This window comes from Micromonospora sp. SYSU B005, from assembly GCF_055362685.1.
This window is the reverse complement of sequence record NZ_JAXCFU010000001.1, coordinates 108097-132129: the sequence shown is the minus strand read 5'-3', so window position 1 is coordinate 132129 and position 24033 is coordinate 108097. Positions and strand designations below refer to the sequence as shown.

Sequence of the window (24033 nt, the reverse complement as noted above, 5' to 3'; positions counted from 1 at the left end):
GCGTTGCCTCAGCGGCCCCGGCCGTACATCAGCTTGGCGATCTTGATGATCCGGGCGATGTCGGCCGGGGTGCGCTCGAACGTCATCGCCGGCAGCAGCGACCGGGCCCGGCGGCGGGTGACCGACTTGGGCCGGCCGAACTCGCGCAACCCCTCCTCGCCGTGGATGCGGCCGAAGCCGGACTCGCCGGTGCCGCCGAACGGCAGCGTCGACATGCCGGCGAAGGTCAGCGCCGAGTTGACCGAGGCCATCCCGGAGCGCAGCCGCCGCGCGACCGCCACCGCCCGCGCCCGGCCGAAGACCGAACCCCCGAGCCCGTACGGCAGCGCGTTGGTCCGCTCGACCGCCTCGTCCACGTCCCGGACGCGGTTGACCACGAGCGTCGGGCCGAACGTCTCCTCCCGCACGGCGGCCGAGTCCTCCGGCACGTCGACCAGCACCGTCGGGTGCACGTACGGCGGCTGGACCGCCTCCGGGCCGCCCAGCACCGCCCGGCCGCCCCGGTCGATCGCGTCGTCGATGTGCCGGCGGATGACGTCGATCTGCGACGGCATGGTGATCGGGCCGAGGTCGGAGCCGTCGGCGCCCACGGTGAGCCGCCCGGCCTTCGCCACCACCTTCTCCACGAAGGCGTCGAAGACCTGGTCGACCGCGTAGACCCGCTCGATGCCGATGCACGTCTGGCCGGCGTTCGTCATCCCGCCCCACACGCACGCGTCGGCGGCGGCGTCCAGGTCGGCGTCGCTGTCCACGATCATCGCGTCCTTGCCGCCGGCCTCCAGCAGCACCGGCGTGAGCGTCTCGGCGCAGGCGGCCATCACCCGCTTCGCGGTGGCGGTCGAGCCGGTGAACGCGACCTTGCCGACCCCGGAGCGGCACAGCGCCGCGCCGACCGCGCCGAAGCCGTGCACCACCTGGAACACCGGCTGCTCCGGCACCACCTCGGCGAACCTGTCGACCAGCCACTGGCCGACGGCCGGGGTGTACTCGCTGGGCTTGAACACCACCGCGTTGCCGGCGGCGAGCGCGTACGCGGCGGAGCCGATCGGGGTGAAGACCGGGTAGTTCCACGGGCCGATCACGCCGATCACGCCGTACGGCTGGTATTCGAGGTGACCGCTGAACTCGGCGAGGACCAGGCGGGAGCGGACCCGGCGCGGCTCGAGCACCCGCTGCGCGTTGCGGGCCGCCCAGTCGATGTGCTCCAGCGCGGTGAGGATCTCCACCACCGCGTCACCGACCGGCTTGCCGCCCTCGGTGTGCATCAGGTCGGCCAGTTCCTCGATCCGCCGGGCGAGCACGCCGCGCCAGCGCTGGAGGCGGTCGCGCCGGCCGGCGAAGCCGAGCCCGGCCCACCAGTCACCGGCCGCCCGGGCGCGGTCGACGGCGGCGCGCACGTCCGCCTCGGTGGCCAGCGGAAATCGGCCCGCCTCGGCGCCGGTGGCCGGGCTGGTCGACACCAATTGACCCTCGGAGATGAGCGGGGCGCCCGGCACATGTACAGCGGTCATGGCCGAAGTCTAGACCCGAGGATTACTCGCCGGTAGGTGTCGAACGCGCCGTACGCTGCGCGGACGATCAGCCGTCGCATCGACGGAGGTGCCGTCCGAAACGGCGAACGGGAGATGACCGGCCGGGGTCGCGGGGGTGACCGCGCGGTGGTGCAAGCCACTACGGTGAGGTGGCAGGCTGACGCCGCGGGGCGATGTGGGGTGGAGGTCGACTGTCCATGGAGGAGCATCCTGAGCTGATGCCGTTGCTGACGGTGTCGGGCGGGGCGATGCGGGGGCTCACGTTCCGGGTCGGCCAGGAGGCGCAGGTGATCGGCCGTGCGCCGACCGCCGACATCGTGCTCGCCGACCCGCATCTGAGCCGGCGGCACGCCACCGTCCGGGCCACCCCGGAGGGGGTGCTGCTCACCGACCTCGGCTCGACGAACGGCACCTGGCTCAACGACACCCGGGTAACCGGCAGCGTGGCGATCGCCGACGGCGACGTGGTCCGGCTCGGCCGCACCGATCTGCGCCTCTACGACCCGGGTGTGGCCCGCACCGACCCGGTCGGGATGAGCTTCGGCGCGATGCGCCGCGACCAGCGCCCCACAGTGCCGCTGCCCGTCCCCGGGCCGCGCCAGCCGATCGAGGCGTGCGTGGCGCAGCCGGCCGACGTCAGCTAGCGGCCCCGGCCGTCGCTGCGCCCTCGAGGCCGCTGACTCCCGGCACCCGCCCGTTGGGCCCTCCACGGCCGCTGAGTGCCGGCACCCGTTGGGCCGTCGAGGCCATGCGAACCCTCGACGGCCGCTGATTCCAGGTGCTCGCTGAGCCCTCGCGTCCGCGCTGACCCCGGCCTCGCGCCGCCCGCGCGCTCAGCCCGCGCGCTCAGCCCGGCGGTGCCTGGGCGCGCCCCGCCACCCGCCCGCCTTCCCGGCGCCCCTCCCCGGCCCGCCCACTCACGGTGATCAAGGAGTTTGGGTACGGGAAGGGCTCCTTCGGTGACACAAACTCCTTGATCACCGCTGCCGATGGGCCGCCGGTGTGGTCGCCGACGGACCGGCGACGGGGCCGGCGGACGGGTGGGCTGGGCGGGGTTGGCGCTCCCAGGTCTCGTCGATCATGAAGTTGGCGGCGTTCTGCGTCCGATTTGTCGCCGCCAACTTCATGATCGACGCGGTGAAGGCTGGGGGAGGGCGGGGCGGCGGGGGTGTGGGCCACGTGCGCGTCGGGCGGTGTGTCTGTGGGGCACATGGACCGGGGGCGGGGGCGCGTGCCAGCATGCGCGGATGCGTAGCGCTCGGCTCACGGTCCAGGCCAACGGCATCACCCAGGCGGTCCGCGTGGCCGGTCCACCGGACGGCGTACCGGTCCTGCTGGTGCACGGCAACGTCTCCTCCTCCGCATTCTGGGAACCGCTGCTGGCCCGGCTGCCGGAGACGCTGCGGGTGGTCGCCCCCGACCTGCGCGGCTACGGCGAGACCGACACCGCGCCGGTCGACGCCACCCGGGGTCTGGACGACTTCGCCGACGACGTGGCCGCGCTGCTGGACGCCCCGGGGCTGTTCGCGCCCGGCGCCCGGCCGGTGGTGGCGGGGCACTCGCTGGGCGGCGGCGTGGCGATGCGGCTGCTCGTCGGCCAGCCCGATCGGGTGGCGGGGCTGCTGCTGGAGGCGCCGGTGTCCCCGTACGGCTTCGGCGGCACCCGGGACCTCGACGGCACCCCCACCACGTCCGACTTCGCCGGCACCGGCGCGGGCGGCGCGAACCCCGACTTCGTGGCCCGGCTCGCCGCCGGTGACCGGAGCGCCGACGGCCCGACCAGCCCGCGGGCGGTGCTGCGTGCCGCGTACGTGGCCGACCCGGCCTCCCTCGGCGACGACGAGGACCTGCTGCTGGAGAGCATGCTGACCACCGCCACCGGCGACGACAACTACCCGGGCACCGCTGTCGCCTCGCCGCACTGGCCGGGGACCGCCGCCGGGCCGCGCGGCGTCCTCAACGCGCTGGCCCCGGCCCACTTCCGGCTCGCCGACGAGCTCGTCGCCGTGCCGGTCAAGCCGCCGGTGACCTGGGTACGCGGCGACGCCGACGTGATCGTCTCGGACACCTCGCTGTTCGACCTGGCGTACCTCGGCCGGCTCGGTGTGGTGCCCGGCTGGCCCGGCGACGGGGAGTGCCCGCCGCAGCCGATGGTGGGGCAGACCCGCGCGGTGCTGGACCGGTACGCGGCGGCCGGCGGGACGTACCGGGAGGTGGTGCTGCCCGGCTGCGGGCACAGCCCGCACCTGGAGCGACCGGCGGAGTTCGTCGCCGAACTACTGGCGCTGGCCGGGGAGAACGCCACCGGGTGAGGCGCGGTGCGTGAAATATCCCACGGCGTCTCGACAACACAGCGTCACGTGGCAGACTCCGGCGCATAACCTTAGCGGCCGTTCATGTCGCGGACGGCGGAGTCGAGCCAGGGGAGGCCGGTCGTGGCGCGGGAGTTCACCAGGGTGGGCGTGGTGGGTCTGGGCACCATGGGTGCCGGCATCGTGGAGGTGTTCGCCCGCAACGGCGTCGACGTCACAGCCGTCGAGATCTCCGACGCGGCGCTGGAGCGCGGCCGGGTCACGCTGACCGGCTCCACCGACCGGGCCGTCGCCAAGGGCAAGCTCGCCGAGGCCGAGCGGGACGCCCTGCTCGCGCGGGTCGACTTCCGGGTCGGCCTGGACGCGCTGCACGACGTGGACCTGGTGATCGAGGCGGTGCCCGAGCACCTGGACCTCAAGCAGCGGATCTTCGCCGAGCTGGACCGGGTCTGCAAGCCCGAGGCGATCCTCGCCACCAACACGTCCTCGCTGAGCGTCACCGAGATCTCCGTCGCCACCACCCGGCCCAACCAGGTCATCGGCATCCACTTCTTCAACCCGGCCCCGGTGATGAAGCTGGTCGAGGTGGTCCGCACGGTGGTCACCTCCGCCGACGTGGTCGCCGACGTGGAGGCGCTCTGCGAGCGGCTCGGCAAGGTCGACGTGACGATCAGCGACCGGGCCGGGTTCATCGCCAACGCGCTGCTGTTCGGCTACCTGAACCACGCGGTCGGCATGTTCGAGGCCCGGTACGCCACCCGCGAGGACATCGACGCCGCCATGAAGCTCGGCTGCGGCCTGCCGATGGGCCCGCTGGCGCTGATGGACCTGATCGGCCTGGACACCGCGTACGAGATCCTCGACACCATGTACCGGCGCGGCGGCCGGGACCGGCGGCACGCCCCGGCCCCGCTGCTCAAGCAGATGGTCACCGCCGGGCTGCTCGGCCGGAAGTCCGGTCGCGGCTTCTACACCTACGAGCGGCCGGGCTCGCCGAAGGTCGTACCCGACGAGTACACGCCGCTCGCCGCGGACGCCGCGCTCGCCGACGGCGCCCGCGCCATCGCGAAGGTCGGCGTGGTCGGCTCCGGCACCATGGCCACCGGCATCATCGAGGTGTTCGCCAAGGCCGGCTACGAGGTCATCTCGGTGACCCGGGGCGCGGAGAAGTCCGCGAAGGTCTGCGAGGCGGTGAAGACCTCGCTGAACAAGGGCGTGGTACGCGGCAAGCTCAGCGAGACCGACCGGGACGAGGCGCTCGGCCGAATCACCTGGTCCGCGACGCTGGAGCACCTGGCCGACGTCGACCTGGTGGTCGAGGCCGTGATCGAGGAGCTGAGCGTCAAGAAGGCGCTGTTCGCCAGCCTCGACGAGATCTGCAAGCCCGGCGTCGTGCTCGCCACCACCACCTCGTCGCTGCCGGTGATCGACGTGGCGATGGCGACCCAGCGCCCCGCCGACGTGGTCGGCCTGCACTTCTTCAACCCGGCGCCGATCATGCCGCTGGTGGAGATCGTGCAGACCATCCGCACCTCCGCCGAGACGTCGGCCACCGCCCGCGCGGTCTGCGCGAAGCTCGGCAAGACCGGCGTGGTCTGCGGCGACCGGTCCGGCTTCATCGTCAACGCGCTGCTGTTCCCGTACCTGAACGACGCGGTGAAGATGCTGGAGGCCAGCTACTCGACCGCCGACGACATCGACTACGCGATGAAGCTCGGCTGCGGCTACCCGATGGGCCCGTTCGAGCTGCTCGACGTGGTCGGCCTGGACGTCTCGCTGGCCATCCAGCGGGAGCTGTACCTGGAACTGCGCGAGCCCGGCTTCGCCCCGGCGCCGCTGCTGGAGCACCTGGTCACGGCCGGCTATCTGGGCCGCAAGTCCGGCCGCGGGTTCCGCGACCACACCCGGCGCTGACCGCTGTCAACAGCCGGGCCCGGTGACGGCGTCTTCGGGGTGTGACCTTCGAGGAGTACGTCGGCAGCCGCGGCCCGGCTCTGTTGCGTCTGGCCCGGCTGCTGACCGGCGACGCGCACCGCGCCGAAGACCTGACCCAGGACGTGCTGGCGCGCGCGTACGTGCACTGGCGGAAGATCGCCCGGGTCGACCGGCCCGACGTGTATGTGCGCCGGATGCTCGTCAACGCGAACACGTCCTGGTGGCGGCGGCGGTCCAGCCGCGAGCTGGCGGTGGACACGTTCGCCGACCGGCCCGAACGCGGAGACCTGAGCGGCGAGGCGGCTGACCGGGACGAGATGTGGGGGCTGATCCGCGCCCTCCCGGACCGCCAGCGCGCCGTGCTGGTGCTGCGCTACTACGAGGACCTGGACGACGCCACGATCGCCCAGATCCTCGACTGCTCCCCGGTCACCGTCCGCACCCACGCGATGCGGGCGCTCGCCCACCTCCGGGAGCGCTGCGGCGTCCCGATGACCAAGGGGAGCCGGCCGTGACCGACCTCGACCAGCGAATCGTCTCGGTGTTGCGGGAGCACGCCGAGGGCGAGACAGACACCGGGCGCCTGCTGCGTCGCTCCCGCGCGCTCGGCCGGCGCCGGCAGGTACGCCGCCGACTCACCGCCGGCACCGCGCTCGCCCTGGTCGGCGTGCTCGGCTTCACCGGCGCGATACGCGCGGACGTGGGCGGGCTGGCCGGGCGGATGCCCTGGACGGCCGCAACCCCGGAGGCGGCGCCACCGCCGGTGCCGCCGCTCGCCGACGGGGTGCCCGGGGCGCTTCAGCGTCCCGATCTGGTGGGTACCGACCCGCAGGTGCTGCACCTAGGCGTCGACACCACCCGGGCCCGCTATCTGGGCTGGTCCGTCCACAGCTCCAACCTGGTCGAGTCGATCCGGTTCAGCGTCGGTGACGGACACCCGGTCCTGCTCGAGGTCAGCCCGGTGGCGAAGACCCTCGACGACACCTCGATCGAAGGCTTCCCGGTGCAGGCCGTCAGCGGCCGGCTGACCTTCGACGGTGGCGTGCTGCGCGTCGCCGGTACGGACGGTCTGGTCAAGTCGTGGCAGCCCTTCCCCGGCCTCTACGCCCGCGCGGCCACGCTTCGCGGTGACGTAGCCGCCTTGGACCGGGTGGCCGGACTGGTGCGCTGGGACGAAGCCCGGCGATGCACCGGGCCGGTCCGACCGACCACGTTGCCGGCGAACGCGGCGGTGACGAGATGCTCGGTGGACGCGGCCGCCTTCCCGAAGGCCCTCACGGTTCAGCTCACCGTCTTCCGGGCACCCTCTTCGAACATGTGGATGAAGCTGGTCTACGGGGCGGAGATGGGGGAGGACACGGGCCGCGCCAGCAACCGCGACCTGGGTGGCCGTCCGGGCTTCCGGTATCCGGACGGCAACCGCCTGGAACTGCTCGGCCTGCCGAAGGTGCGGTTGACAGTCGACTTCGCCTGGCCGTTCCCCGGCTACGGACCCCCGGGCCAGGTGAACTTCACCGAGGCCGACGCGGCGACCGTGCTGGGCGGTGCGAAGGTGGCGAAGGACCTCACCCGTCCGCAGACCTGGCCCTGACCGGCCGGCATTCCTGGTACGGAACGGCCCGCCCATGGGCCGTTCCGTACCAAGATCGCCCCGGTTCGGGGCACCGGCAGTACGGTGGGGAGGGGCCGTAGGCTGGGATCGTGAGTCCCCGTCGAAATCGGGCCCGCCGGGAGGAGAACCCCGGCCTGGACGCCGAGCGTGCCCGCCACGGCGTGCCGACAGTGCAGCAGTGGCGCGACGGCGACTGGCAGATACGCGCGATCAGCGGCGGGGCATCGGTCAAGACGTACCGCTGTCCCGGCTGTGACCAGGAGATCCGCCCCGGCGTGGCGCACCTGGTGGCCTGGCCGGCCGACGACCGGGGTGACCTGACCGACCGCCGGCACTGGCACTCCGGCTGCTGGCGGGCCCGGGACCGGCGCGGGCCGAACCTCCAGCGCGGCCGGGGCGCCCCGCGCTACGGCTGAGCGATCTGGATCACCCGGTTCCCGTCCCACTGGGCGGCGGGGCCGCCGACGCGGGAGACTGGCAGGCGTGAGCACTCCGATTCGCGCGTCGTCGATCCTGCCCGGCCGCCGGGAGGACATCGAGCTGCACACCGCCGACGGGCTGACGCTCGTCGGCGAGCTGGCCCGGCCGCTGGACCGCGAACCGGCCGCCACACTCGTCTGCCTGCACCCGCTGCCCACACACGGCGGGATGATGGACAGCCACGTGTTCCGCAAGGCGGCCTGGCGGCTGCCCGCGCTGGCCGGCCTCGCCGTCCTCCGGTTCAACACCCGGGGCACCAGCAGCGTCCGCGGCACCAGCGAGGGAGCGTTCGACGGCGCGGTCGGCGAGCGGTTCGACGTGGCCGCCGCGATCGAGTACGCCGAGTTCCACGAGCTGCCGAACATCTGGCTGGTCGGGTGGTCGTTCGGCACCGACCTGGCGCTGAAGTACGGCTGCGACCCGGCGGTGGCCGGCGCGATCCTGCTCTCCCCGCCGCTGCGCTACTCCGCGCCGGAGGACCTGACGGTCTGGGCCGAGACGGGCAAGCCGCTCACCGCCCTGGTGCCCGAGTTCGACGACTACCTGCGCCCGGAGGAGGCCCGGGAGCGGTTCGCCGCCGTGCCGCAGGCCGAGGTGGTGGGCGTGGACGGCGCCAAGCACCTCTGGGTCGGCGACGCGGAGAAGGTGCTGGACGAGATCGTCCGGCGGGTCGCCCCGGGCGTACCGCTGCCGCTTCCGACCACCTGGGACGGCCCGATGGAGGCCGGCGACGTCAGCGCGTATGCCGACCGCACGGTCGCCGCGTTCGCCGACACCCCGGTGCCCGGCCCGGCCCGGCGGCGGGCCGAGTAACCGGTCAGCGGGCGTCCTGGCGGGGTAGCACCACCTCGCGCAGGATCAGCTGCAACGCGGCCACCGTGGGGATCGCGATGAGCGCGCCCACCACGCCCAGCAGCGCCACCCCGAGCAGCGCGGCCAGCAACGCGGCCACCTCGTTTACCGACACCGCCCGGCGCATGATCTTCGGATAGATCAGGTAGTTCTCCACCTGCTGGTAGATCACGAAGAACACCAGGCAGGCGATGCCCACCGGCAGGTCCGTGGCGAGCCCGACGAGCGTCACCACCACCGCGCCCAGCGTCGCGCCGATCTGCGGGATCAGGTCGGTCACCGCGACCACCACGGCCAGGGCGAACGGGTACGGCAGACCGACCGCCAGCGCGAACACGAACGTGCTCACCCCGGCCAGCACCGCGATGGCGAGCGCGCCGACCATGTACGCGCCGACCCGGGTGAGGATCTCGTCGCCGATCAGCCGGACCCGCTCCCGGCGTGAGCGCGGCGCCAGCGCGTACCCGAGTTCGCGCAGCTTGTCGAAGTACGCCAGGAAGTAGATCGTCAGCACCAGCACGGTGAGCAGGCGGAAGACCGTCCCGAAGATCAGTTGCGCGCCGCCGAGCACCCCGCCGAGCGCCCGCCCGACGTTGTCCGCGTTCGCCGCCGCCTGGACCCGCTCCATCACGTCGTACCGGATCACCAGGTCGTTGACTGTGGGGTTGCGGCGCAGCTCCTCGACGTACCCGGGCAGCTGCTGGATGAACTGGCCGGACTGGGTCACCACGGGCGGCACCAGCGCCAGCAGCCCGGCGACGATCAGCAGCAGCAGGGTGAGCGTCACGACCGCCACCGCCAGGCCGCGCGGCACGCCCCACTTGCGCAGCCGGACCACCGCGGGGTGCAGGCCGACCGCGAGGAACAGCGCGATCACCACGAGCACCAGGATGCCGGCGGCGTTGCGGATGCCCAGGAACAACGCGTACGCGAGCAGCACGCCGAGCGCGCCGGTGAACCCGACCAGGAAGGCGCTGGGTCGCAGCGGCCGTCCCGGTACGCCGAAGCGCCCGCTCGGCTCGAACTCACCCGGCTCGACGTCGACGGGCCGCTCGCTGCTCACGCCGGTCCGCGCATGCTCCGCCGTGCGCGTCGTCTCACTCGCGGTGCCCTTGGTGTCGCTCGTGGGCTTCGCGCCGCCGGAGGTCTTCCCGTCCGCGGGCTCGTCGTCCCGGGCCGCGGAACCCTCCTGTGACACCCGTGCCTCCCCGCTGCCCGGCTCGCTCGCCGCTGACGTCCACGGCCGCCGCGCGGCCCTCTGCCCGCAGGGTAGTCGCCGCCGTCCGCCCCGACCATCCCACCACCGCCACCCGCCGGGCCGTCCCGCCGTGCCGCCCTGGCGCGGGCCGCCCGCCAGTTCGGGGAGGTGGTGTGGTCCGGGTGGGTGGGATGCCGCCCCTTCGCCGACGTGGCGCTGGGCCCGCCAGCTCGGGGAAGTGGTGTGGTCCGGGTGGGGCGGATGCCACCACCTCCCCGATCCGGCGCGGCGGGTGGATCAGTCCTTGTCGACCGTCACCGTGCTGGGCTTGGCGCTGCGCTCGTCGGTGGTCGGCTTGGTCGGGCGCTTGCCGTTCTCGCCGGTGCTGGTGATCTTCGTCGGGGTGGCGCCCCGGCCGCCCTCGCCCGGTACGGCGGCCACAGTGGGCTCCCCGTCGACGCCCGCGCCGGCGGGGGAGTCCATCGTGGTCACCGGTTCGCCGACCGGCTTCGCCTTGCCCGCGTCGGCGGGCTCGCCGTCACCCTTGGCCGGCCCGGTGCCGTTGGGGACCGCGGTGGCGGTGCCCTTCGCGGCCACCGGCGCACCGCCGCCTGCCGGGGTGTCGCCGGGGCTCTCCGCGCCGCCGGTGACCGGCGTGCCCTCTCCCGCCGGCGTGCCGTCGCCGGTGGACCGGCCGACGGAGGCGGCGGTGGCGAGGTCGTCCGGGTCGACCGGGGTGGCCGCGATCCCGGCCGAGTCGGCGTCGCGCCGCAGGTCGGTGAGGCGGCGCTGCAGGTCGTCGGACTCCTGCCGCGACTTCCAGGTCTCGGTACGCAGGTCGGCCAGCTCCTGCTGGGCCTTGGCGATCTCCAGCATGACCCCGGCGAGCTGCTGCCGGCCGGCGGCCACCTCCTGCTGCGTGGCGGCCAGGTGCTGCTGCGTGGTGGCGAGGTGCTGCTGGGTGGTGGCCGCGTACTCCTCGAACTGGCGTCGCGAGGCCGCGACGTGCTCGTCGGCCTTGCGGCGCTGCGCGCCGGCGTCCGCCTCGGCGCGGCGCAGCAGCTCCGCGGCCTCCAACTCGGCCTGCTGCCGCATGCTCAGCGCGTCGGCCTCGGCGGCCTGCCGGACGTCGGCGGCGGTGCGCTCGATCTCGTCGCGCCGCGTCGTGTACGCCTGCTCCAGCTCCTCCTGCCGCTTGGCGTGCTGCTTGTCCAGCTCGTCGCGGCGCTTGGCGAACTCCTGCTCGGCGGCGGCCCGGCGCTGGGCCAGCTCCTTCTCCGCGCCGTCCCGCCGCTCCGCGACCTCCTTCTCCACCCCGGCCCGCCACGCGCCCAGCTCCTGCTGGGTCTGCGCGCGGGCCTGCTGCACGTACGCCTCGGTCTCGGTGCGCATGCGCTGCACGTACGCCTCGACCTCGGCGCGGTTGCGCTTGCCGGCCTCGGCGGCCTCGGTGGTGAGCCGGTTGGCCTCGCTGCGGGCCCGGCCGCGGGTGGCCTTGGCGGCCTCCTCCGCGTCGTCCACGATCTTCTTGGCCTCGGCCAGCGCCTTGGCGTGCGTGGCCCGGCCGGCCTCGGCGGCGGCGTCGGTGAGCCGCTTGGCCTCCTGCTGGCCCTTGGCGTGCACCTCCTTGGCCGCCTCGCGGAGCTGGTTCGCCTCCTGCTGGGCCTTGGCCAGCGCCTCCTTGGCCGACTCCCGCAGCCGCGCGGCCTCCTGCTGTGCCCGGGAGTGGATCTCCTTGGCGGTGTCGCGGAGCTGGGTGGCCTCCTGCTGGGCCTTCGCCAGCGCGTCCTGGGCGGTCCGGCGCAGCTTCTCGGCCTCGTCCTGGGCTGCCGTCCGCAGCTTCGTCGACTCGTCCTGCGCGTCCTTGCGCAGCTTCGCCGACTCGTCCTTGGCGGCCTTCAGCGTGGCCTCGGCCTCGGCCTTGCGGGCGGCGGTGTGCCGCTCCTCCTCGGTCCGGCGGGCCGCAAGCGCGATCTCGAAGTCCTTGAGCGCCTGGTTGGCCTGCTCCCGGGCCTCCTCGACGATGTGCTCGGCGGCGGCGCGGCGGGCCTCGATCTCCTCGTTGGCGGCGGCCAGGATGTCGTCGGCCTGCTCTTCGGCCATGGTGAGGATCTGCTCGACGCGCGGACCCAGGTGCCGGAACGACGCCCGGTCCACCACCGCCGCCTGCTTGCGCACCTGGGCCAGGTCGCGCTGGAGCACCTCGACCTGACCGGCCAGCTTGTGGATCTGGGTGTATGCCTGTTCCCGCTCGGTGGTCAACGCCGCGATCTCGTGCTCCGCGCGAGCGACGTAGCGGTCGACCTGCCGTTTCTCGTATCCCCGCAGGGCGGACTCGAAGCTGGGCTCCGTCGTCACGTCCCCGCCGAGCGCGAACAGTTCCTCGCCGTGCGACATGCCCCCATCCTCACACGCATCCGGCTCTGCTGGGGCGATACGGACGCCCCTTCTGGGAGCTACTTCACCCTCCTGGCGAAACGGGCCGCACAAGCATGACGGCGCGGGGTGACACCGGTCACCCGGCGTCACCCCGCGCCGTGGCTCATGCCCCCGACAGCGGGTGTAGCGGTCAGCCGGCCGACTCGGCCGTCACCTTCTGCGCGGCGGCGTCGCCCTTCGGCGCCTCGGTCTTGCCGCCGGCCGGCACGCCCGGCACGATGCCGGCCAGGCCGGACAGCATCTGCCCGAGCTGCGAGGTGACCGCGTCCTTCTGACGGGTCAGGTCCTCGACCTCGCGGCGGGCCGCCTGCGTGGTCAGCTCGGCCTCGGTGCGGGCCTCGTTGAGCACCCGCTGCGCCTCGGCGCGCGCCTCGTTGAGCGTCTTGTCGGCCAGCGCCTTGGCCTTGTCGACGGTCTCGTTGGCGGTGCGCTCGGACTCGACCCGCCGGGCCTCGGCCCGCTGCTCGATCTCCTTGGCCCGCTCCTGCGCGGCGCGGGCGCGCTGCTCGGCCTCGTTCACCAGCTTCTGGGTCTGCGCGACCTGGGCGGCGTGCCGCTCCGACTCCTCGCGCTCGGCCTTCTCCCGCCGCTCGGCGAGCTGCAGCTCCAGGGCCTGCAGGTCCTTGTCGCGCTTGTCGCGCGCGTCGGTGAGCAGCTTGGTCGCCTCGGCCCGCTTCTCCTCGGCCTCCCGGGCGGCCTTGGCGCGCTGCTGGGTGATCTCCCGCTCGGCGGTGGCGCGTAGCGTGGCGACCTCGCGCTCGACCGTGGACTTCAGCTCGGCCACCTCGTGGGCGGTGACCGTACGCAGCTGCTTGGTCTCCCGGTCGGCGTCGGCGCGCAGCGTGTCGGCCTCGCGGCGGGCCTGCACGCGGACCTCGGCGGCCTCGCGCTCGGCGGCGGTACGGACGCTGCCGGCCTCGCGCTCGGCGGTGGCCTTCATGGCGGCGGCCTCGGCGCGGGCCTTGTCGGTGATCTCACGCGCCTCGAGGCGGGCGGCGGAGAGGATGCCCTCCGACTCGCGCTTGGCCTCGTTGCGGTGGTCGTTCGCCTGCTCCTCGGCCAGCCGCAGGATCTGCTCGACGCGAGTGCCCAGGCCGGAGAGCGTCGGCCGGCTGTTCTCCTCGAGCTGCTTGTTGGTCTCGGTGAGCTTCTGCTCCAGCGCGCTCTGGCGCTGCTCGGCCTGCCGCAGCCGGCGCTGGGCGTCGTTCATCCGCTGCTCGGCCTCGGCGCGGGCCTGCTCGGACTGGCTCAGGGCGGCGCTGAGGCGGCCGATGAAGTCGTCGACCTGGTTGGTGTTGTAACCACGCAGGCCAACGGTGAAATCGGGCTGTGAGTTCGCGTTATCGAAGAACGCAAGAGGGGAGGACTGCTGCTGGGGCATTGGGACATACTGGCAGACGCCCCAGGGTGGTTCGCAAGAGCGGTGGGCACCTTTCGCGTCCTGTTTACATGGTCAACTCGGTCGGCCGGTGAGACCGGACCAATTGGCGATCTTGGCAGCTCCCGGGCGGGTGGGGCGGGTCGGGCTTCTGCGGGGAAGGCGGCGCGAAAAGGGCCGCGGGTCGGTACCCGCGGCCCTTTGTGCGTACGCCGGTCGAATGGTGCCCGGCTCGGCCGGAAAGGCAATCCGGTGCGACCGTACGGTCAGTGACCGCGGAACCGGTTGATGGCGCTTTCGTGGCGCGAACGCATCTCGATGTCCCGGACGCCGAGCCCGTCGGCGGGGGCGAGGCACCGCACGCCGACCTTGCCCTGGTGCGCGTTGCGGTGCACCTCGTACGCGGCCTGGCCGGTCTGCTCCAGCGCGTACGTCTTCGACACGGTCGGGTGCACCTTGCCCAGCGCGACCAGCCGGTTGGCCTGCCACGCCTCGTGGTAGTTGGCGAAGTGGCTGCCGACGATGCGCTTGAGGTGCATCCACAGGTAGCGGTTGTCGTACTGGTGGTTGAAGCCGCTGGTGGAGGCGCAGGTGACGATCGTGCCGCCCTTCTTGGCGACGTAGACGCTGGCGCCGAACGTCTCCCGGCCCGGGTGCTCGAAGACGATGTCCGGGTCCTCGCCGCCGGTCAGCTCGCGGATGCGCTCACCGAAGCGCCGCCACTCGTCCTGGTCCTGGGTGTGCTCGTCGGACCAGAACTTGAACCCCTCGGCGGTGCGGTCGATGACCAGCTCGGCGCCCATCTTGCGGCACAGCTCGGCCTTCTCCGGCGAGGAGACCACGCAGACCGGGATCGCGCCGCCGTTGAGCGCCATCTGGGTGGCGTAGCCGCCGAGGCCGCCGGAGGCGCCCCAGATCAGCACGACGTCGCCCTGCTTCATGTTCGCGCCGTGGTGCGAGACGAGCTGCCGGTACGCGGTGGAGTTGACAAGCCCCGGGCTTGCCGCCTCCTCCCAGCTCAGGTGGCGCGGCTTCGGCATCAGCTGGTTGGCCTTCACGATCGCCAGCTCGGCCAGGCCGCCGAAGTTGGTCTCGAAGCCCCAGATCCGCTGCTGCGGGTCGAGCATCGTGTCGTCGTGGCCGGCGGAGTCCTCCAGCTCGACCGAGAGGCAGTGCGCGACCACCTCGTCGCCGGCCTTCCACTTGGTCACGCCCGGCCCGGTGCGCAGCACCACGCCCGCGGCGTCCGAGCCGACCACGTGGTACGGCAGGTCGTGGCGGCGGGTCAGCTCGGAGAGCCGGCCGTAGCGCTGGAGGAACTTGAAGGTGGGCAGCGGCTCGAAGATGCTCGTCCACACCGTGTTGTAGTTGATCGCGCTGGCCATCACCGCGACGAGCGCCTCACCCGGGCCCAGTTCGGGGGTGGGCACCTCCTGCACGTGCAGCGCCTTGCGCGGGTCCTTGTCGCGGGTGGCCATGCCCTCGAACATGCGGGTGTCCTCGGCACGCACCACCACGCCCCGGTAGCTCTCCGGCACGGGCAGGCCGGCGAGGCCGGCGAGCTCCTGCTCCGGCTGCGACGAACCCTCCGCCGCCATGATCGCTTCGAGGATGTCCTGCACGGTGACCTCCCGTTTGTCCGCACCCGCACGACGCGGGCAGGGGTGCTGCCATCGTCGGCGCCGGTGCGACGGGACCGCCATGTCGGCAATCGACACATTCGGCAACCGGTCGCCGCTGCTGTTCGGGCGGACGTTACTGAACGGTAGCTAAAGCGGGAACCCCTCTGTGAAAAACTGCATCCACCGATGCGTGGAGGTGTCCGTGGGAACGTGCAAGTGCGCACTGCCGCGCGCCTTCCCGCATGCCGGGAGGGGGCCGCGACCGGCCCCCTCCGCGCGCGTCAGGCCGGCTGGACCAGCTCGATCAGCACGCCACCGGCGTCCTTGGGGTGCACGAAGTTGACCCGGGAGTCCGACGTGCCGCGCCGGGGTGCGTCGTAGAGCAGCCGGACGCCGCGCTCACGCAGCGCCGCGCAGGCCACGTCGATGTCCGCCACCGTGTACGCCACCTGCTGGATGCCGGGACCGCGCCTGTCCAGGAACTTGCCGATCGTGGTGTCCGGGGACAGCGGCGCGAGCAGCTGCACCATGCCGCCGGAGGCGTCCGGCCCGACCGCGAGCATCGCCTCGCGTACGCCCTGCTCGGCGTTGGTCTCGGTGTGCACGCAGCGCATCCCGAACGTGCGCTGGTAGAAGTCGATCGCGGCGTCCAGGTCGGCCACGGCGATCCCGACGTGGTCGATGCGGCGCAGGCCGATGTCTGTGACAAACTCGGCAGCGGGCTCGACGGGGGAGTTCTCAGCCATGACGCTAGTCTGACCGAACAATCGTTAAGGCGTACAGGTCGGCACCCCCTCGGAGGCAGGCAATGGCTTCGGTGATCGTCAGCGGCGCGCGGACCCCCATGGGGCGCCTGCTGGGCAACCTCAAGGACCTCCCCGCGACCAAGCTCGGTGGCATCGCGATCAAGGCGGCCCTGGAGCGCGCCGGCGTCGCGCCCGAGCAGGTCCAGTACGTGATCATGGGCCAGGTGCTCCAGGCCGGCGCCGGGCAGATCCCGGCCCGGCAGGCGGCCGTCGAGGCCGGCATCCCGATGTCCACCCCGGCGCTGACCATCAACAAGGTCTGCCTCTCCGGGCTGGACGCGATCGCGCTCGCCGACCAGCTCATCCGGGCCGGTGAGTTCGACGTCGTGGTGGCCGGTGGCATGGAGTCGATGACGAACGCCCCGCACCTGCTGCTCGGTCAGCGCTCCGGCTACAAGTACGGCGACGTGACGGTCAAGGACCACATGGCCCTCGACGGCCTCACCGACGCCTGGGACTGCTGCTCGATGGGCGAGTCCACTGAGCGCCACGGCGCGAAGCACGGCATCACCCGCGAGGAGCAGGACGCGTTCTCCGCGGCCAGCCACCAGCGTGCCGCCGCCGCGCAGAAGAACGGCCACTTCGGCGACGAGATCACCCCGGTGGTCATCCCGCAGCGCAAGGGCGACCCGCTGGTGATCAGCGAGGACGAGGGCATCCGTCCGGACACCACCGCCGAGTCGCTCGGCAAGCTGCGTCCCGCCTTCACCAAGGACGGCACCATCACCGCCGGCAGCTCCTCGCCGATCTCCGACGGCGCGGCCGCCGTGGTCGTGATGAGCAAGGCCAAGGCCAAGGAGCTGGGCCTGACCTGGCTGGCCGAGATCGGCGCCCACGGCAACGTGGCCGGCCCGGACAACTCCCTGCACTCGCAGCCGTCGAACGCGATCAACCACGCCCTGAAGAAGGGCGGCCTGAGCATCGAGGACCTCGACCTCATCGAGATCAACGAGGCGTTCGCTGCGGTGGGCATCCAGTCCACCCGTGACCTCGGCATCAGCCCCGACAAGGTCAACGTCAACGGCGGCGCGATCGCGCTCGGCCACCCGATCGGCATGTCCGGCGCCCGCCTCGTACTCACGCTCGCGATGGAGCTGAAGCGGCGCGGCGGCGGCACCGGCGCGGCGGCGCTCTGCGGCGGTGGCGGGCAGGGCGACGCGCTGATCATCCACGTGCCGAACGGCGCCGAGAGCTGATTGCTGATACCTGTGAACGATGCACAGAACGCCCCGGCGGCGGCCACCGGCCCGGTGCGCCGCAGCCGGGACGTACCCATGCTGGTGGAACGGGCCCGCGCGGGTGACCCCCGCGCGGTGGCCCGCCTGATCACCCTGGTCGAGTCCGGCGACGAGGTGCTGCCGCAGGTGGCGGCGGCGCTCGCGCCGTACGCCGGGCAGGCCCAGGTGGTCGGCCTGACCGGCTCGCCCGGCGTGGGCAAGTCGACCACCACGAACGAGCTGGTACGGGCGCTGCGGGCGCGCGGGCACCGGGTGGGCGTGCTGGCGATCGACCCGTCCAGCCCGTTCACCGGCGGCGCGATCCTCGGCGACCGGGTCCGGATGCAGGACCACGCGACCGACCCGGGCGTCTACATCCGCTCGATGTCCAGCCGGGGCCACCTGGGCGGGCTCTCCGCGGCCACGCCGCAGGCGGTGCGCGTGCTGGAGGGCGCGGGCTGCGACGTGGTGCTGGTCGAGACCGTCGGCGTCGGGCAGGCCGAGGTGGAGGTGGCCTCGCTGGCCGACACCACGCTGGTGCTGCTCGCGCCGGGCATGGGCGACGCGATCCAGGCCGTGAAGGCCGGCATCCTGGAGATCGCCGACGTCTTCGTGGTCAACAAGGCCGACCGGGACGGCGCGGACGCCACCGTCCGCGACATCCAGGGCATGATCGCGCTGGGCGAGCGCGGGCCGGGGGAGTGGCGACCGCAGGTGGTCCGCTCGATCGCCGCCCGTGCCGAGGGCATCGACGACATCGCCGCCGCGATCGACAAGCACCGCGACTGGCTGGAGCGCCACGGCGAGCTGCGCCGCCGCCGGGAGGCACGGGCCGCCGCCGAGATCGAGGCGATCGCGCTGGGCGTGCTGCGCGCCCGGATCGGCTCACTGCGCGACGGTACGCAGCTGCCGACGCTCGCGGCCAAGGTGGCCGAGGGCGCCATCGACCCGTACGCGGCGGCCGACGAGCTGCTGGCCCAGCTCGGTTCCTGAAGGCGCGGCCGCCGGGTTCGGCCGGCCCGCCTCCGGGCTCAGAGTTCCGCGTCGGTGAGCGGGTTGGCGGCTCCGGGCCGGCTGACCGGAGCCGCCAGCATGCCGGCGATGGCGTCGGCGAGGAAGTCGCCGACGTCCAGCCAGCGCGGGTCCTGCCCCTCCTGCTCGGCCCGGGCCTCGACCTCGGCGGTGGCGGTCATGACGATGCGGGCGATCAGCGCCGACCGGCCGGCCACCACTCCCCGGTCGAGGTGCGCCAGGCGCGACGCCAGCGACGCGCGGGCCGGCAGGTCGACGAAGGCCGACTCGAACGCCTCGCGCATCAGCACCCGCAGCGTCGGGTCGTGCAGGGCCTGGGCGAGGAAGCGGGCCCGCCAGCTCGGCCGGGGCAGGCTCGCGAGCACCGCCATGGACGGCTGTACGAGACTGCGCACGTCGCCGAGGACCGAGTCGGGCTGCTCGGGCATCGCCCGGCGGGGTTCGGCGAGGGCGTCCATGTGCCGGGCGACCAGTGCCCGGAGCAGGCCCTCCCGGCCGCCGAAGTAGTAGCGCACCGCCGAGTGGTTGGTGTTGCCGGCCACCTCGGCCACCCGGCGGTCGGAGACCTGGGCGATCCCCTCCTCGGCGAACAGGCGTTCGGCCGCGTCGAGCAGCGCGACGCGGGCTGCCTCCGACCGTGCCATGACCGCACCCCTCCTCGTGGACCGCGCGACTGTGGCGCAGGCCAAACCTAGTCGTTTCGTGGTCCGGCGCCGGCGTCACCTACACTACGTAAGTCAGTTGACTTACATTCTGGCCCGACGCGGCCGCGAACCCAGTCCGGAGCATGCCTGTGCCGTCCACCACCGACCCGGCGACCGCCGAGCCGAACGCCGCCGACCGCAAGGAACGGATCATCCGCTCGGTCGCCCTCTTCGTCATGCCGTTCCTCATGGTCACGATGATGTTCGCGACCTACGTGGCGACGATGCACTCCCCACACCCCCGGCAGATGCCGGTGGCGGTGGTCGGCAGCGGCGACCAGGCGCAGGGCGTCGTCGACGCGCTCAACGCCACCCCCGGCGAGCCGGTCGAGGCCCGGCTGGTGACGTCCCGGGACGCCGCGGTCGAGCTGCTGCGGGACCGGGAGATCAGCGGCGCGCTGCAACTCCCGGCCGCCGGGTCGGACCAGGCGACGATCTTCACGGCCTCGGCGGCCGGGGCCTCCGGCGCCGCCACCGCCCAGCAGCTTCTCGCCCCGGTCGCGGTGCAGCAGCAGTGGACGTCAACGGTCGAGGAGGTCGCGGCGCTGCCCGACGAGGACCGGGCCGGCATCGCCGTGCTGTTCGCCGCGATGGGCATGATGCTCGCCGGGTACGTGCCGCTGAGCCTGCTCCTGATGGCCACCCCCCACCTGCTGCGCCTGCGGCGGTTCGTCCCGCTGGTCGCCGGCTGGTCCGCGCTGACCAGCACGATCGTCTGGCTGATCCTCGGCCCGGTCGTCGGCGCGGTGGACGGCCACTACCTCACGTTCCTCGGCGTCGGCATGCTCGCCACCGCCGCCGTCGGTCTCGCCCAGCTTCTGTTCACCAAGCTGATGGGGCCGCTGGCGGTCCTGCTCGGGATGCTGCTCTTCGTCGTGTTCGGCATGCCCGCGTCGAACCTGGCGCTGCCGGTCCACACGATGCCCGGGTTCTTCCCGTTCCTGCACGGCGTACTGCCCCTGCCGGCGGCCGGCGAGGCGCTGCGGTCGGCGCTCTACTTCGACGGCCGGGGCGTCGGCGTCCACCTGCTGACGCTCGCCGCGTGGATCGTCGCCGCCGTGGCGCTCTGCCTGCTCAAGGAGCGCGGTGGGGCACCCATCCCGCAGGCGCCGCAGGTCGACGGCCCGGACACGCCGCTGCCCGCGCTGGCCGGCGGGCCGCCGCGGTCCAAGCGATTCCGGTACGCGACGGTCGCGGCGTTCCCGCTGAGCATCCTCGTCGTCGTGGTGGGCCTGATGAGCTTCTCCATGCACAAGCCGGAGCCCCAGGACATCCCGGTCGCGGTGGTCGCCGCCGTCCCGGAGCAGGCCGAGCGGGCCGCCGCCGGGCTGCGGGCGGGCCTGAACGGCGTCGTCGACATCTCCGTGGCCGCGTCGGTGGACGAGGCCCGCGAGCGCATCCTCGCGCGTGACCTGGTCGCCGCGTACGTGCTGCCGTCCACGCCCGGTGGCGAGGCCACGCTGTACTCGTCCTCGGCCGCCGGGTCCAGCCAGCACACCATGGTCCAGACCATGTTCCAGCAGGTCGCGGCCGGGCAGCAGATGCCACTGGCGGTCACCGACGTGTCGCCGCTGAGCGAGACCGACACGATGGGCAGCAACAGCCTGTACGTCGGCATGTCCTGGATCATGTCCGGCTTCCTGATGCTCGCGGTGCTCCGGGGCGGGGCGCCGCACATCCGGCGGCTGCGGCAGTTCCTGCCGATCCTCGGTGGCTGGGCGATCGGCATGTCCGCCTGGCTGTGGCTGCTGTTCGACGTGATCATCGGCGCGGTCAACGGGCACGCCCTGGAGATGATCGGCTTCGGCGCGGTCACCATCTTCGCCGTGTCACTGGTGACCGCCGTGTTCACCCGTACCTTCGGCCTCGCCGCGATCATCCCGATGATGGTGGTCCTGATGATGGCCGGCGTGCCCGCGTCCGGCGGCGGCCTGTCGGTCTACATGGTGCCGGAGTTCTTCCGGACGCTCCAGGGCGTCCTGCCGCTGCCCGCAGCGGTGGACACGGCCCGGTCGCTCGTCTACTTCGGCGGGGTCGGCGTCGGACGGAACCTGGCCGTCGTGGCGGTCTGGGCGGCGGTCGGCCTGCTGCTCAACCTCGGTGTCGACCGCTGGCTCCGGCGTCGCGAGCAGGCAGCGGGCGGCGCCGGGCCGCACCCGGTGCCGGGCACCTCCGGCGGGCTGGACGGGATCGGCGAGCCGGCGCCGGCCGGGGCACGCTGAACCGGGCGGCCGTCCACTGCGGACCGCCTCCGCCTAGTACGCTCGCACCGCCCCACGCCGTCGGCGCGGGGCGGTGCGACGGGTGGGAGAGCATGGCTGACGAGGCGACCCAGGAACTTCAGGTGACGCCGGACGCGGTGGCGGCCGGCACCACGCACGTCTCCGACGAGGTGGTGGAGAAGATCGCGGTGGCTGCCGCCCGGGGAGTGCCCGGCGTGGCCGAGCTGGGCGGTGACGTGGCCCGGTTCTTCAACGCGGTGCTCGACCGGGTCGGGCTCGACCAGGTCGGCGACGCCCGGCGGGGCTGCACGGCCCACGTCACCGACGGCGCGGCCGTGATCAACCTGGTCCTCGTGATCGAGGCGGGCCACCCGGTTCCGCAGGTCACCGACGAGGTGCGGATCGCTGTCGCGTCCGCCGTCGAGGCGTACGGCCTGCGGGTCGACGAGATCAACATCAAGGTCGACGACGTGGCGATGGGTGCGCCCACCGCCTGACGCGCGCCGCCCGGCTCAGTCGTGCGCCGGGCGGGTCAGCTCCACCTCGTCGCCCGGCAGCAACTCCACGTCGCCCTCCGGGCCGTGGATCTCGAGCACCGGCACGCCCTCGTCCAGCAGCATGTTCCGGCGCTCGGCGCCGGTAGGCATCCGCGCGACGACCGATCCGCCGGGTGCGAGTTCGACCTGCCTGCGTTGCGGCGTCTCACGGACGACGGTGCCGTGGCCGCGCCTCGTGCTGACCAGGCCCTCCGATCGCAGCAGCGAGATCGCCATGCGAACGGCGTCGCGGCCGATGCCGTATTCCTGCGAGAGGCGTGCCTCGCTGGCGAGGGTCGATCCGGCCGGCATCTCTCCTGACTCGATCCGTTCGCGCAGCAGGTCGGCAAGCTGCACATAGACCGGCGTGTGCGAGCGCGGATCGATGGCCATGTCTTCAGCCTTGTGCCCTCGTGGGTATCTGAACTTCTGGCCGTAGGGCCTTGTGGCCACATGTCATTCAATGTAGTTTCCTTCTCACGGTCCGTGTCGCGTATGCGGGAGACGGACCGATCGGTCTGCCCCGGTGCCGTACCGCGAAGTGACGCTGCGGTGGCGGGGCGGGCGGGTCCGCCCGCGCGCGGCGGGCGGGTGGTCCCGCCCTTCCAGTCCCTTCGACCACGAGAGGCAGGCGTTCGTGCGGTGGAACATCCGGTGGCCCGGTCGGCGCGCGCGAGCCGGTCGCGGCACCACCCAGCCGGGCTGCTACCGGGCGGCCAACTACACGCCGTTGCGCCCCTGGCAGGTGCGGGAACGGCGGTTCCGGACGACCCGGCTGGGCCGGCGCGGGCTCGACCCGGCCGAGGTGCACGAGTTCCTCGACCGGGTGGCGCTCGACCTGGCCGACGTCTACCGGGCGCTCGGCGTCAGCCGGGAGGAGACCGCGCGGGTCCGGGACGCGCTGCGGCGCTGGCAGTCCGAGCAGGCGCAGAAGCGGATGAACGCGGGAGCGTACCGTCGATGAGTTCCCGCGAGCGGTTCGTCATCCACCTGCCGGTCGTCGCCGGTGACCTGGCCGGCGCCGTACGCCTGGCCCGGGTCGTCGCCCGCTGGTCGGGCGTGCTCGCCCAGGCCGACCCGGGCGAGACCACCGTCTCGGCCGAGGACGAGCAGGGCGTACGCCATCGGGTCTTCTGTGATCTGCGGATGGGCGACGGCCGGCGCTGCCTGCTGCGGGCCGACCACGACGGCCCGTGCGCCCGCCGCCTCCTCCGGTGACCCGCCGCCCGGCCTGCGCACTCGTCCTGGCGGGCGGGGGCTGACCACCGGACGGGTCGATGCACCGTACCGTTGTCCGCAGCGGCGCGAGGCCGCCGTGCGTCGGGAGGTTCGCCATGCCGAAGGGTGTCTCGTTCGCTCCAGTGCGAACCGTGAGGGCGTACGAGGGGATCGTCCGGCAGGTCGAGGAGCGGATCGCCGCCGGGGATCTGCGGCCGGGGGACCGGCTGCCGAGCGAGCGCGAGCTGACCACGCAGTTCGACGTCAGCAGGTCCACTGTGCGTGAGGCGCTGCGCGTGCTGGAGAGCAGCGGCCTGATCCGTTCCCGCCCCGGTGACCCGCTCGGGCCGCAGGTGATCGCCTCGACCGCCTCGGCGATGCGCAAGCTGTTCGCCCGGGTCGTGGACAGCCGGCGGCTCGGCGTGGCGGAGCTGCTCCAGTTCCGGATGATCATCGAGTCGGCGGCCGGATCGGTCGCCGCCCGGCTGGCGTCACCGTCCGAGTTGGACGAGCTGGAGCAGGCGCTGACGGGCATGCGGGACGCGGTGGCCGACGGCTACGAGGCGTTCAGCGCGGCGGACGTCCGCTTCCACGAGCACGTCGCCCGGTTGTCGGGCAACGAGTTGCTCGTGCTCTGCCTCGACGCGGTACGGAGCATGGTCCTGGACCTGATCTCCACCAAGCTCGCGCAGGCCCCGGATCGGGAAGCGCTGATGGAGCGCACGCTGGCCCACCACCGCCGGGTTCTCGACGCGATGCGCGCGGGCGAAGCCGACGAGGTGGCCCGGCTGACCCGCCAGGAGTTGCACCACTACTACGCCGAGTACGTGCCGGAGGCGCGGCGCTCGATGGTGGACGTATTGCTCTGAATCCGCCTGATGTGGCCTGACCTCGGATTATCCGAGTCGGCCATCAGCTGAGCAGGCTCTTCCCTTCAA

22 protein-coding genes are annotated in these 24033 nt (G+C 73.0%); 14 read left to right on the top strand and 8 right to left on the bottom strand.

Features of this window, described 5'->3' with window-relative positions; genetic code table 11:
• Window positions 1–8: 8 nt before the first annotated feature.
• Window positions 9–1511 carry an aldehyde dehydrogenase family protein gene (locus SM452_RS00615; RefSeq protein ID WP_355514537.1) on the bottom strand — a complete coding sequence of 501 codons (1503 nt, stop codon included), beginning with the start codon at window positions 1509–1511 and terminating at the stop codon, window positions 9–11.
• 218 nt (window positions 1512–1729) lie between these two features.
• On the opposite strand from SM452_RS00615, the gene SM452_RS00610 reads away from it, so the two are divergent.
• The 7 genes from SM452_RS00610 (at window position 1730) to SM452_RS00580 (ending at window position 8684) form a co-directional block, all read left to right on the top strand.
• Window positions 1730–2176: an FHA domain-containing protein gene (locus tag SM452_RS00610; protein ID WP_262014019.1), complete on the top strand. Its 447-nt coding sequence runs from the start codon at window positions 1730–1732 to the stop codon at window positions 2174–2176.
• A gap of 603 nt (window positions 2177–2779) precedes the next feature.
• On the top strand, window positions 2780–3844 hold the full coding sequence (locus tag SM452_RS00605) for an alpha/beta fold hydrolase (RefSeq protein WP_463839155.1): 1065 nt from the start codon (window positions 2780–2782) through the stop codon (window positions 3842–3844).
• A gap of 123 nt (window positions 3845–3967) precedes the next feature.
• Window positions 3968–5758 carry a 3-hydroxyacyl-CoA dehydrogenase family protein gene (locus tag SM452_RS00600; RefSeq protein ID WP_262014021.1) on the top strand — a complete coding sequence of 597 codons (1791 nt, stop codon included), beginning with the start codon at window positions 3968–3970 and terminating at the stop codon, window positions 5756–5758.
• A gap of 41 nt (window positions 5759–5799) precedes the next feature.
• Window positions 5800–6294 (top strand): SigE family RNA polymerase sigma factor, encoded by a 495-nt coding sequence (locus tag SM452_RS00595; protein ID WP_262014022.1) that lies wholly within the window; start codon window positions 5800–5802, stop codon window positions 6292–6294.
• Window positions 6291–7370: a hypothetical protein gene (locus SM452_RS00590; protein ID WP_463839154.1), complete on the top strand. Its 1080-nt coding sequence runs from the start codon at window positions 6291–6293 to the stop codon at window positions 7368–7370. The genes SM452_RS00595 and SM452_RS00590 overlap by 4 nt, the downstream gene beginning before the upstream one ends.
• Before the next feature lie 110 nt (window positions 7371–7480).
• Window positions 7481–7807 (top strand): hypothetical protein, encoded by a 327-nt coding sequence (locus SM452_RS00585; RefSeq protein ID WP_262014024.1) that lies wholly within the window; start codon window positions 7481–7483, stop codon window positions 7805–7807.
• Window positions 7808–7874: 67 nt separating this feature from the next.
• Window positions 7875–8684, top strand: coding sequence for an alpha/beta hydrolase (locus tag SM452_RS00580; protein ID WP_355508872.1), 810 nt, complete (start codon window positions 7875–7877; stop codon window positions 8682–8684).
• 4 nt (window positions 8685–8688) lie between these two features.
• Here the strand turns inward: SM452_RS00580 and SM452_RS00575 are convergent, their stop codons facing one another.
• From SM452_RS00575 to mce, 5 genes are all read right to left on the bottom strand, one after another.
• Entirely contained in the window at window positions 8689–9786 is a 1098-nt protein-coding gene (locus SM452_RS00575) for an AI-2E family transporter (protein ID WP_463839378.1), read from the bottom strand.
• Window positions 9787–10218: 432 nt separating this feature from the next.
• Window positions 10219–12318: a coiled-coil domain-containing protein gene (locus tag SM452_RS00570; protein ID WP_463839153.1), complete on the bottom strand. Its 2100-nt coding sequence runs from the start codon at window positions 12316–12318 to the stop codon at window positions 10219–10221.
• Window positions 12319–12490: 172 nt separating this feature from the next.
• Window positions 12491–13741 carry a DivIVA domain-containing protein gene (locus SM452_RS00565; RefSeq protein ID WP_194800613.1) on the bottom strand — a complete coding sequence of 417 codons (1251 nt, stop codon included), beginning with the start codon at window positions 13739–13741 and terminating at the stop codon, window positions 12491–12493.
• 263 nt (window positions 13742–14004) lie between these two features.
• On the bottom strand, window positions 14005–15360 hold the full coding sequence (gene ccrA / locus SM452_RS00560) for a crotonyl-CoA carboxylase/reductase (RefSeq protein ID WP_463839152.1): 1356 nt from the start codon (window positions 15358–15360) through the stop codon (window positions 14005–14007).
• Window positions 15361–15641: 281 nt separating this feature from the next.
• Window positions 15642–16106, bottom strand: coding sequence for a methylmalonyl-CoA epimerase (gene mce / locus SM452_RS00555; RefSeq protein ID WP_463839151.1), 465 nt, complete (start codon window positions 16104–16106; stop codon window positions 15642–15644).
• 62 nt (window positions 16107–16168) lie between these two features.
• Between mce and SM452_RS00550 the strand changes: the two genes are divergently transcribed.
• Together SM452_RS00550 and meaB are read left to right on the top strand one after the other, a co-directional pair.
• Window positions 16169–17362 carry an acetyl-CoA C-acetyltransferase gene (locus SM452_RS00550; protein WP_194800615.1) on the top strand — a complete coding sequence of 398 codons (1194 nt, stop codon included), beginning with the start codon at window positions 16169–16171 and terminating at the stop codon, window positions 17360–17362.
• Window positions 17363–17374: 12 nt separating this feature from the next.
• Window positions 17375–18376, top strand: coding sequence for a methylmalonyl Co-A mutase-associated GTPase MeaB (gene meaB, locus SM452_RS00545; protein ID WP_387188182.1), 1002 nt, complete (start codon window positions 17375–17377; stop codon window positions 18374–18376).
• 38 nt (window positions 18377–18414) lie between these two features.
• On the opposite strand, the gene SM452_RS00540 is transcribed toward meaB, so the two are convergent.
• Entirely contained in the window at window positions 18415–19059 is a 645-nt protein-coding gene (locus SM452_RS00540) for a TetR family transcriptional regulator (protein WP_262014029.1), read from the bottom strand.
• Window positions 19060–19202: 143 nt separating this feature from the next.
• On the opposite strand from SM452_RS00540, the gene SM452_RS00535 reads away from it, so the two are divergent.
• Together SM452_RS00535 and SM452_RS00530 are read left to right on the top strand one after the other, a co-directional pair.
• Complete coding sequence (locus SM452_RS00535; RefSeq protein ID WP_463839150.1) at window positions 19203–21341, top strand: ABC transporter permease; 2139 nt, start codon at window positions 19203–19205, stop codon at window positions 21339–21341.
• 92 nt (window positions 21342–21433) lie between these two features.
• Window positions 21434–21838 carry an Asp23/Gls24 family envelope stress response protein gene (locus SM452_RS00530; protein WP_463839149.1) on the top strand — a complete coding sequence of 135 codons (405 nt, stop codon included), beginning with the start codon at window positions 21434–21436 and terminating at the stop codon, window positions 21836–21838.
• A gap of 15 nt (window positions 21839–21853) precedes the next feature.
• Here the strand turns inward: SM452_RS00530 and SM452_RS00525 are convergent, their stop codons facing one another.
• The gene (locus SM452_RS00525; protein WP_262014032.1) at window positions 21854–22270 is read right to left on the bottom strand and encodes a GntR family transcriptional regulator; all 417 of its coding nucleotides are present in this window, start codon (window positions 22268–22270) and stop codon (window positions 21854–21856) included.
• A 244-nt stretch (window positions 22271–22514) separates the two neighbouring features.
• Between SM452_RS00525 and SM452_RS00520 the strand changes: the two genes are divergently transcribed.
• The 3 genes from SM452_RS00520 (at window position 22515) to SM452_RS00510 (ending at window position 23964) form a co-directional block, all read left to right on the top strand.
• Complete coding sequence (locus SM452_RS00520) at window positions 22515–22841, top strand: DivIVA domain-containing protein (protein WP_450068459.1); 327 nt, start codon at window positions 22515–22517, stop codon at window positions 22839–22841.
• Window positions 22838–23095, top strand: coding sequence for a hypothetical protein (locus SM452_RS00515; protein ID WP_194800618.1), 258 nt, complete (start codon window positions 22838–22840; stop codon window positions 23093–23095). The genes SM452_RS00520 and SM452_RS00515 overlap by 4 nt, the downstream gene beginning before the upstream one ends.
• Before the next feature lie 152 nt (window positions 23096–23247).
• Window positions 23248–23964, top strand: a complete 717-nt coding sequence (locus tag SM452_RS00510) for a FadR/GntR family transcriptional regulator (RefSeq protein ID WP_262014034.1) — start codon at window positions 23248–23250, stop codon at window positions 23962–23964.
• The last annotated feature ends 69 nt before the right edge of the window (window positions 23965–24033 follow it).